This window comes from uncultured Coprobacter sp. (genome assembly GCF_947855755.1).
GTDB lineage: Bacteria > Bacteroidota > Bacteroidia > Bacteroidales > Coprobacteraceae > Coprobacter.
On sequence record NZ_CANUAR010000001.1, the window covers coordinates 295,764 to 306,926 of the forward strand.

5 protein-coding genes are annotated in these 11,163 nt (G+C 40.1%); 1 reads left to right on the top strand and 4 read right to left on the bottom strand.

Translation table 11 applies throughout. The annotated features are described in order from the left end of the window. Window positions 1–14 precede the first annotated feature (14 nt). The 3 genes from Q0093_RS01065 to Q0093_RS01075 form a co-directional block, all read right to left on the bottom strand. Window positions 15–1,718, bottom strand: a complete 1,704-nt coding sequence (locus tag Q0093_RS01065) for a SusD/RagB family nutrient-binding outer membrane lipoprotein (protein WP_297928141.1) — start codon at window positions 1,716–1,718, stop codon at window positions 15–17. Window positions 1,719–1,730: 12 nt separating this feature from the next. Further along, window positions 1,731–5,357, bottom strand: a complete 3,627-nt coding sequence (locus tag Q0093_RS01070) for a SusC/RagA family TonB-linked outer membrane protein (protein ID WP_297928142.1) — start codon at window positions 5,355–5,357, stop codon at window positions 1,731–1,733. Between the two features lie 143 nt (window positions 5,358–5,500). Further along, window positions 5,501–6,532 (bottom strand): FecR family protein, encoded by a 1,032-nt coding sequence (locus Q0093_RS01075; RefSeq protein ID WP_297928143.1) that lies wholly within the window; start codon window positions 6,530–6,532, stop codon window positions 5,501–5,503. Between the two features lie 672 nt (window positions 6,533–7,204). Between Q0093_RS01075 and Q0093_RS01080 the strand changes: the two genes are divergently transcribed. Further along, the gene (locus tag Q0093_RS01080; RefSeq protein ID WP_294175816.1) at window positions 7,205–7,798 is read left to right on the top strand and encodes an RNA polymerase sigma-70 factor; all 594 of its coding nucleotides are present in this window, start codon (window positions 7,205–7,207) and stop codon (window positions 7,796–7,798) included. A gap of 293 nt (window positions 7,799–8,091) precedes the next feature. Here Q0093_RS01080 and Q0093_RS01085 read toward each other — a convergent pair whose 3' ends face one another. Further along, complete coding sequence (locus Q0093_RS01085; protein WP_297928144.1) at window positions 8,092–11,100, bottom strand: endo-beta-N-acetylglucosaminidase; 3,009 nt, start codon at window positions 11,098–11,100, stop codon at window positions 8,092–8,094. Window positions 11,101–11,163: the final 63 nt, after the last annotated feature.

Sequence of the window (11,163 nt, forward strand, 5' to 3'; positions counted from 1 at the left end):
TTTAAGGATAACTCTTATTGCCCGACAGCCGCACGTTCCCACCAACGATTATCCCCTAAACCGGCAGGATCTTCAACATCCCACCAGAGAGTCGTACGCTCATAATTACCGCCACCAAGTGCATCCAATCCACTATTGGCAATATCTTGTGCAGCCGAAGCATCGGTTTCATTCCACGGAATACGACGTATCATACGTCCTTTACCCAATGTACCGTCACCGATATCGTTCGTCGGGAAAATACGAGGATAACCGGTGCGGCGCAAATCATTCCAAGCCTCAAGCCCCATCGGGAAATTAGCCAACCATTTTTGAGTAATGATCTTTTCCAGTTTTATAGCAGGAGCATCTGACGAATTTATAGTTACACCGACAGTTAACAGACCTTCAATATTATTTCTCGGGTTACTCGGATCTTCATAATCTATGGAAGTATCGATATCGCTATCTTTCTGTGCCCAATAAGTCCGGAATTTCTCATCGGTCTGAGCTACATCGAAGTCCGCAAAACTCGCCACAATTCCTCTCAAGTAACTGGATGTCAAAGACCCGATATTCCAACGAAGAGCCGCTTCGGCTTCAAGAAAATAACGCTCTGAAAGTTTAAAAAGGGCAACCGGTGTAGTATTATAGGCACTATTTACCATAGAGAAATTGATATACGGATTATTATCATCACGGGCAGTTAGCGATATACCTGTTCGGACACCGACAATACCGTTATTTTCATCCCAAACTTTTTCTCCCGTAGAAGTATTCTTGATTGCACCTCCATTTTTCAGGAAAATCGTCTCCATAAAAGGATAGTTCAACCGTTTCATGATATTCTCCATCGATGCGTTTAAACGGGTATCATTCCAAAGGGTCGAAATAAATACGATAGGATGGGACAATCCGTCATGTACATTTTGATTATATGCTATCGATTTTTCAATCAGTCCGTCATTATATGCCGAACGAGCCTCCTCTTCCGCTTTTGCAGGATTAACATTGCTCATTCTCAACGCCATACGCATACGTATAGAGTTTGCGAATCTCCGCCATACATCTACCGACCCACAAATACGATCATACTGAGCAAGTACATTATTGATCCTATCTTGATGTTCTTGTGACGTATTCGAAAAATTCTCTAATATTTCGGCAGATTTTTTCAAATTGTAAAACAACGAATCGTAAATCACATCCATCGGCTCATAAGTAACAGGCGGCTCTTGAACATCATTCTTGTAATCAGTCCAAGGAAACGGACCATAAATGTCGGATAACTCCAGCGCCGAGAAACAGTACATGATATTACACATCGCACCGATCTCTTTCAGATCGAGCTGATCGGCAGACCGCATAACAGGCAATGCTGCATGAGCTACGTTAAAGAAACTGGCCTTAGGACCGTCGGCATACTCCGGGAAATAACGGTACGTAGAAGGCAAATTACCGCTAAAATTTTGGGTACTTGCCATATAACCGGCATAATTGTCGATATGGATATTAAATTGTACCTGATAGACATGCGCACCTCCAGAAGTTCCTATGTCATGCATCTTTTGTTGGGCAGTCAGAAAAAAACCGACTGCTTGATCATAATCCTCTGCAATAGAAAGATCACTCGAAGAAACTTGAGTATTCAAGCTGAGATCATCCAATAGAGGATCTCCACAACCGACCAAAGATATCGTTGCCGCTAATATCATTACGGAAAAATATTTTTTCTTCATAACTTTATTCGTTTAGAATGTTGCTTTAACTGTTAAACCATAAGAGCGCGTTGTCGGCATACTGAAAATATCGACATTACCTAATGCATTCTGCGTACTGAGCGATGTTTCGGGATCGATGGGTGCATCCTTATAGAGGAAAAACAGATTCCGGGCATTTGCCGAAAGGGTCAAGTTTTTACCTGCTCCGAAAAGATTACGGAACGTATATCCGATAGATACTTCACGTAACCGGAAATTGGTAGCATTATATACATAATTGCGGCCTACCGGAGTTCCACCACCGATAGTAGTATAGTATGACTCGACAGGAACAACCTGTGTCGTACCGGGGATATACATTCCCGGTTTGGAAATAGTTCCGTCCTCAGAAGTCCAGTAAAGATTATTCGCCACAGCATTATCCCGAGCCTGACCGGTTCTTTCCGAAGTTCCGAAATAATCGAGGTAGGCTTCGGTAAACGAGATTACCTTACCGCCGATTTTACCGTCGATCAAGAAATAGAACTGAAAATCCTTATACGTGAAGGTATTCGCCCATCCGAGAGTATGTTTAGCATTCATATTTCCCAAATATTCAGTGGCTTGCCCGTTTTTCTTGAAAGGCTTACCTTCTTCGTCAACAATCACCTCTCCGGTAACTTCATCGGTCATAAATCCTACCGCATACAAATCTCCATAAGAGCCACCTTCCTCAAATTTTACTTTCAAACCGCTGAGGTTTCCCATATCCACTTCATATTTATATGGCTGCCCATTTTGTTTACGCGCCACCGTAATAATCTTATTATCATTAAACGCATAGTTCACGTTGGTTACCCAACTGAAATTGCGGTTAGGAGCCAAAACATAGGAAGCAGTCAACTCAATACCTTGGTTGCGGACTTTTCCACCATTGATAAAAATCGTCTTATTACCGGCACCCGGATATGTCATATATTGATTTTTCATGAGCGCATTGTAATAAGTAGCTTCTAAATTGATCGTGCGGTCTAACAAGCTGATATCAAAACCCGCCTCAAAAGATTGAGTCGTCTCGGGTTTCGGATCTTTAAAGGATACTACACCGCTATTGATATAAGCTCCGGTCACCGGATTGCGTTTTGCAGAAGCCAATAGCAACGAGTTAGGCACGGAGTTACCTACTTCAGAGTAAGAAGCGCGAACTTTTAACTCATTGATCTGACGCGGCAATTCGAATATATTGGAAAGCCGAGCATTAACACCGGCAGAGTAATAGGCAAAGTGCGGAGACATATCTTGGAACTGCGTGAAAGCGCGATACCAGTCATCTCGGTAACTACCCTCGACCGTAACTTTATCTTTATAAGTCAATTGTGCAGTAGCGAATATGGAACGCTCCCAATCTTTATCGACTAATCCTCCATAATTTTCGCTGCTATTCAAATAAATATCTTCCAACACAAACTGATTACAAGAAAGATCGACAATATAAGGAGCTCCAGACTTGGCAACCGGAGTAATCTTCCACAGGTCAGAAGCAGAATTAAACATAGAACCACCCGCATTTATACCTAATGAAAAATCTCCTATATTTTTATTATAACTCAACATAAAATCTCCGTAGAAATCATAATACTTAGTGTGTTCGAGAATAAGACGTCCACGGTCTATCATCTCGGCATTCCCCCAAGTAGTGGCATATTGGCGATTTTCGCTGTTTCTCTCGTTATAATCGTATTTCACACGAGCCTGCAAATTAAGCCCGTCTAAAATTTGATAATTAGCAGACACGCTACCGAACGTACGGTTTACGACATCCTCGCTGGTCATGCGATTGAGTAACCACCAAGGATTATTCAAATTAATAGCGTCGGTAAACCAAACTTGTTTTCCATAATTAGCATCAGAAAGCTGAGAAGTATATCCCGATTTAATTACCGAGATAGGAAGTCCGTCTTTACCGGTCTGTTGCTCGATTATACTATAAGGATTAGATGTCCAAGTACCGTTCAAATCATAATAATTTTTACGGTAATAGTTCATATCCAGATTGCGAGGAGCAGTATATAACTGATAAATCGGATTAAAGAATGTTCCCCCGTGAGGGCGATTTATAGTTTTCTGATTGATATAGTTGACAGAAACATCGATCTTTAGCTTATCATCGAAGAAAGAGAAATTTTCGCGCAAGGCCAGATTATGACGATGGAACTTATTCGTTTCGATAATACCGTTTGCAGTCGTATTTCCATAGGAGAAATAGGTATGTACCGTTTTATTACCGCCACTTAAAGCTACCGTATTGTTGAAATTAGTTCCCACTTTGAAAAAATCGCTCGGGTTATAAGCATTCCGGCTCAAATGATACGGTGAATATTGCGAATTAAAATAATCATCGGAAAGATCGGAGATCCGTTGCCCCCAACTGTTAGACCCCATTGTAAAACCGTTTTCGGTAGAACCGGCCATCAGCGCCCCATAAGTATTCTGCACTTTAGGCAATACCAAAGGCGTTTCAAATGTCGTACTGCTCGACACATCGATGCGTAAAGTCCCCTCACGGCCTTTTTTCGTAGTGATCATCAACACTCCGTTAGACGCAGCACTACCGTATAAAGCAGCCGAATTGGCACCTTTCAATACCGTAATGCTTTCGATATCGTCCGGATTAAGTTGGGAAAGCGCATCACTTCCTTCTGCCGAACCACTAACCATCAAATTAGCGCCACCGGAATCCATATCCATCTCGCCGGATACCTCATTCCTCATCGGCACACCATCGATAACGATCAGCGGACTGTTATTTCCCATTATCGAGGCATTACCGCGAAGCAATATCTTCGATGCTCCCCCAGCACCTCCCGAATTAGGCGTAATCACGAGTCCCGCACTTTTCCCTTGTAAAGAATTGATAAGATTCGACTCTTTGGCCCGAGTAAGCTCATCGCCACCTACCGTCTGAGTAGAATAAGTCAATGTTTCTTCTTTACGGGCGATACCCATAGCCGTAACGACAACTTCTCCCAAGACTTTGGCATCCTCTTTTAAAACGATCTTCAATGTACCTCCGGTTGCTTTTACCGTTTGAGAAACATAACCTACATAAGAAATAAGCAACTCGCTATTTTTCGGTACTTTAATTGTAAAATTTCCGTCAAAATCAGAAATAGTACCGTTGGTCGTCCCTTTTTGTGCGATATTAGCACCGATAATAGGCTCACCTTTTTCGTCTACGATAGTTCCCGATACCGAGATTTTCCCATCCTGCGCAGCCGGCTGAGAGGCCGATCCGGTCATTTTTCCCGCATGAGCAACTGTTTCTCGAGAAAGTATAATTTGACGGTTCGAAATGGTATATTTGACTCCTGTTCCCTTGAACATTTCATCAAGAACGGCATCGATAGTACCGTCATTTACTTTAACAGATACCCTACGGCTCAAGTCGATAGACTTGTCATTATACAAAAAGACATAATCCGAGTTTTTCTCGATCTTTTCGATAACTTGTTCTACCGGTTCGTTATTTACCGAAATAGAAATTGTCCCACTTTGAGCATAAAGATTCTCAGCTTGAATTTGAGAGAAAGCAAACAGGGAGAGAAACAACCCGATCTTCATTTTTCGAAACATACAGGAAGTAACTGTATGATATTCACACTTTTTCTTTTTTTTCATGATATTCTTTATAACTTAAATTAATCTCTAATTTTTACATAATAATGGCCTGCTCTGATTTTCAAGAGCTTTGCTGTTGTGTTTCTCAAGATTTCATAGGCATACAAATTTTAAATTTTCAACTTCTATTATTATTTATCACTTTATTCAAGGTATATATTGATTCGCTTTCGAGAAAGTGTCGTATCGCAATTCTGGGTAGGAGTGGCAACCTCCCATTTTATAGGAGCAGTCATGCTCAAATAATCCAAGATTTGAAAAATATCTTCTCCGGTAAATGTTGCACGGTAATTATACTCGGTATTCTTTTTATTTACGAAATGAATATCTACATTATAACGGCGAGAAAGGAACTTGAATATTTTATCCAACGAGGCATTTCTGAAAACGACTTTTCCATCTTTCCATGCTGTTTTTTCATAAGTTTCGATAGACTTCACATACGTATTCTTATCTTGGCGGTCATAATAGAAACACTCTCCGGGTCTAAGAGCCGTATTAACATTGCCGGCTGCATTTTCAACACTTACCCGTCCTTCTTCCAATACGACCTCGATCGTACGCTCATCGTCATAAGCATTCACATTAAACTTCGTTCCCGTAACTCGAACGCTCAATCCACCGGGAGTGTTTACATAAAACGGATGTTTCTTGTCCGACTCTACCTCAAAATAAGCCTCTCCTCGTATTTCTACGCTTCGGGATTTTTCATTAAAACGGGTCGGATAACGCAACCAACTTCCCGAATTAAGCCAGACATACGATTTATCAGGCAACTGATATTTAGAAATCGTTCCCGGAGCTGCATTCACTTCGACATAAGTAGTATCTGCGAATGTATCCTTAATTTGCATATAACCCAAAATTCCGGTCAGCCCGATGAGCGGAAGAACAATAACCGCCGCCACACGACTGAATATCTCGAATATACGAGAACGTCTATTAGCATTTATACGAGACGATACTTTTTTATATGCCTTACGAGTATCAATTTCTGACAACTCATTCATTTGTTTATCTAAAGCTAACAGCTTCTTTACTGAAGCTAATAGTGCAGCATTTTCCTCCGAAAGCTGTTTTTCTATTTTTTTCCCTTCCTCAGGGTCGAGCTTCCCGCTATAATAATCGAAGACTTTTTGAGGTTGGGGTTTTATATTTTCTGAAATCTTTTCCATGTCTGTTTTTGCATAATTCGTTTAATAGACAAACTGCTCCAGCAAAAACAGACAGCTACACCTACAGTTTTTTATAAAAAGCTGATTTTGTAGGCTTTTATAATATTATATATCTACCTGAACGATTTTTGGATAAAAAGAGTGAAAGGAAAAACATCAAAAACAATTAAATAAAAAAGCGTTTTTCAAAAAAATAAAAACAGATTAATCCTTGTATATTCCATTTTTTTATACTTATTTAGCCTTTGATTTTTCAATATGACAAAATTATTTTGGTGTTTATAAATCGGGTTACAATGATTTATTACTTTTGGATATAATATAAAATTGATTGGCATCATATTTTCGACATGCAACACAAAAACGGAGTTACTCCCAAAAGTTCTTTGTAAAGTTTATCTTTTATATTTCAGTCGGATATTAACGATAATTAATCAAAGATGAAACCGGTGATTTAAAGTTATTCTATTTAAAATTTTATAGATGGGTAGTTTAATCCAGACAACTATTGGCTCTCATAATTGTAAATCTTCAATTTGATCCGGCTCAAAAAAACATAAAGATAGCTGATTTTGTGTACAAATTCTACACCGAAAATAGACAGATACTTCAATTTTTAGAAATGCTTTTACAAAATAACGGCATAATTCAAATTAAGTTTACAGAGGAAAGATGCAGGCTGATGAACTATTAATAGAAATATCGGAAAAAAACAGTCAAAAAGCGTTCAAGTTACTGTTCGAATCTTATTACCCATCCTTATGTATATTCGGCCGCCGTTATATCGAATCGGAAGAGGTTGTTGAAGATGTGGTTCAAGATGTTTTTACATCTTTATGGGAAAACCGCCACAGAATAAATATCGAAACTTCTGCAAAGAATTACCTGATTACCATGACCCGGAACTTCTGCCTGAATTATTTGCAAAGAAACCGAATAGAACAAAATTATATACAAGGGAAGATGACAAACCCGTTCGAGATCGGCTGTAACGATTTAGAGGAAGTCGTTCTTTTTTCCGAGCTCAAATCTCTGATGATCGAAACTCTGAAAACCTTGCCTTTTGAATACCAACAAGTATTCATAATGAGCCGGTTCGAAAACAAAAACTACCGTGAAATTGCTGAAGCCTTAGGTATATCGGTAAAATCGGTAGAGCGTTATAAAATGCGTACAGAGATAAAACTTCGCGAAAATCTGCAAGACTACATCTCTATCATGATTATTGTAATGATCATACAAATTCTCACGGAAATGAGTCGCTGATAATAAAGATCTATTACCTATCATCCGGAACATTCTCAAAAAGCGTCTCTTCCTGAATTACGAAGGAAAAAGAATTCAGGAGTATTGCCATAGAGATTATTTTGTCAAAAGAGGTCAACGAATACGGTACTAAATCGGAGAGTTTTATAACCTGTCGTATATTCTTTCGACTCCTACTCAAAGTAACCAGATCATTCGAGCTAAACACCCAATTCAAACAACTCCACTTTGACAAAAAAAATGCCCTTCCGATTTAGTTTCGGAAGGGCACTCCAACTTTTTACAAATCTTACTTATTTCACGAATTTACCGGAACGGATAACTTTACCGTATTGCATACGAACGATATAAGCTCCGTTTGCAAAATCAGCCACACTATATTTATCGGGATTGGTCAGATACTTAACTAAACCACCGTCAACACTGTAAATCCAAGCCTTATCAACATTTACAAAATTAATAACATTATCGGCAACATAGAAGCTCGATACCTCGCTATTAACGTTATTGATACCTTCCGGAGTCTGATCGAGACCTTCCGGTTCTTCAGGAGTACCTTGGTCATGATTATCTGCCGGAGCAGGACGAGGTTCATTATCACCTGAAATTTCTACTCCAAAATCGATTGAGAACCCTTTAGCATGCAGCCCTGTCGGCAAGAACGAACCTTCGAACCATGCATCTGAGAATACGATACGCAAACGACTCTTACCCGGACGAGCATCAACAGGTACAGTAAACTTATGAGTAATACCCGTTGTCTGGAATTCAGGAGTTTGATCACGCAACTTACCCAAACGGAACAGACGTTCACCTTGAGCAGGGTTTTCATCGATCGGATCAGGATTGAAAGTTCCGCTTCCATCCAAATCCATCCAACCACCGGCAAAGCAATATTTCAAACCGTCAGAAAAATCTGCACATTTGATTGTAAGAGTAACTTCCTGACCTTGTTCTACCTTCAAAACTTTATCAGTAGCATTCACATACTGTGTTCCGTCAGTCTGAGGACCATTGGCATGATACTCAATATTCTGAGTAGCTCCGACTGTAGTGAAATCGGTTACATAACGTTGTTGACGTGCAATATCAGCTCCCTCACAATTCGGGTCCATTTGACTGATACCATAAGAATCATCATTTCTGACAGGCAAAGCATCTTGATCTGCACGAGCCACTTCTACCCATTCTATCGGAGAATAGGTTTTCAAATCGGTAGAAACCGCACGTACTCCGATAAACGGTTGATCATCGGCATCTTCGAAAATAATATCGCCAACATAAACAGCCCATTGCGTAGTGCGAGCTATTTCTGAAATACGACCCTCTTCACCGTTCTTATAAAGAATTTCGAAATGATCGACATTAGCCTCATCATTAAATAACAAATCCCAAGCAGCACGATCTTCTGCAGCTCTATCCAACTTCCAGTTTGCTTTAATAGAAAGAGATGTCTTTGTTTCTTCTTTTACTTCTACAACCACATCCTGTACGTTGGCCGGTACAGCCTTAACATTATCGTTAATTTCTAATTTTCCTACATAAAGTTTATAATTATCGTCCGAACCTTTTACTCGCAAACCGATGCGTTCGATAACATCACCTTGATTGATTCCGGAAAGCGAGATTTTCTTTTCCTGCCAAGTTTTACCGGTCGTCTCACCTACCGGGAATTCTAACCATGTTCCGTCTTGCTTTTTCAAAATAACATATAAGTTGGTTGCATTATTGCCGTCTTTACCGCTTTTTACAGCAATATTGGCATAAGCTCCCGATGCACTTGACGTAAGGGCTGTCTGGAAGAGAACGATATCCGTACCTGTAGAAGTAGCTTCTCCTGTCAACTTCAAACAAGAACCTCCGGTATAAGAATCGTCATGAGAAAATTCAGGTTGAATTTTATCACTTGCCGTCAGAGTTCCCGGCTCAGTTACCAACCAACGGTAGGTCGGCACACGATCCTGGTTAGCCATATTATACCATGCACCGGCAGTTTTCTTCCCTTTATAATTATAACGATCACCGTTACCTAAATTAAAATAAGTAGCAAAAGGCAGGTTTCCTTGAATAGCCGAACGTTCAGGAATCCACGTTGCCAAACCGGCAAATGTAGAAAGAGGTAATTTATCTCCTTGTTTTTCCCAATTGTTTCCTGTATCACTTATTTCAGGACGATTTAACGGATTGCGGTTACCTCCTGAAAAAGCCCGTTCGAGCAAGGATTGATAATTGCTTTGTGCTTCATAAGCATCTGCTCCCGAATTATAAGTCCAAAAACGGCTTGCATTATGTTCGCCCCAAAGACAAATACTACACTTCTTATCATCCGGAGTAGCATTCAATCGAGACCAGCCACGATCCATACTTACGATCCATACGCCTGCATAAAGTCCCTCAGACGTACCCATAACTTCTTCCGCTTTACGTACAGAAGCTCCCATATTATAAGAAAAATCCGAAGCTGCATAATTCAACATCGTATGAGCAGTACGTCCGGTTTCATCACCAAACAGAGCATTCGGATTACCTAAAATAGAGGACATTGCCGTATATAATCCCAAATGGAAATTATCAAAACCACAAGCAGCGGCTTCTTTATACAATGCCTTATTGAAAGCAATCGTAGTTTCACTCGTATATCCGGTATCTTCCCAGTTATAGTTGATACCGTCTGCACCGAAATACATCAAACAATTGATCATCGGTTTCACATACTTAAACGTGCCGTCAGTATTTTTTTCGCTGATTATTCTATTCCATTCTCCAGAAGTAGTTCCCCAGCTTTCGAAAAATTTAATACCGCTCATGATATTGGTTCCGTTCTTGTGTGCAGCATCAACCCACGCACCGGGAGCAGTAAAGAAACTATGATTCCAAGATCCGAACAGATTAGTATAGTTCCACATAGAGAATACATCATCCGCAAAATTAGTTGTAGGCTGACCTACAGCTCCATCTTTACCCGTACTCATCGGAATATTCATCCAAAGATCCCGTTTTTCATAGGTATCGGGAAGAAGGCGATTAGCACGGTCTATAATCTGAGCTTTACGTACGTGCGAACGAATAAATGCAATATCGGAAGGAAGGATACCCTTGGCAGCAAATTCTTCTTCTGTCGGATAATTACGTCCCTCCTGCAAAGCATTATAGAACAGTTCCATTAAATCTACATCCACAAATCCGGAAAAATCATACACCTCACTCGTTGTAGTTTCCGACATCTGCGACATAGCTGTGCCCGGTGTGCCCATAACAGCGCAACATACCATAGCACCGATAATCAAGTGTCTCTTTTTCATAAGCAAATAATTTAAAATTAGGTTTCTGGTTAATGAATAGTATTTCGGCACAATGCCGAAATA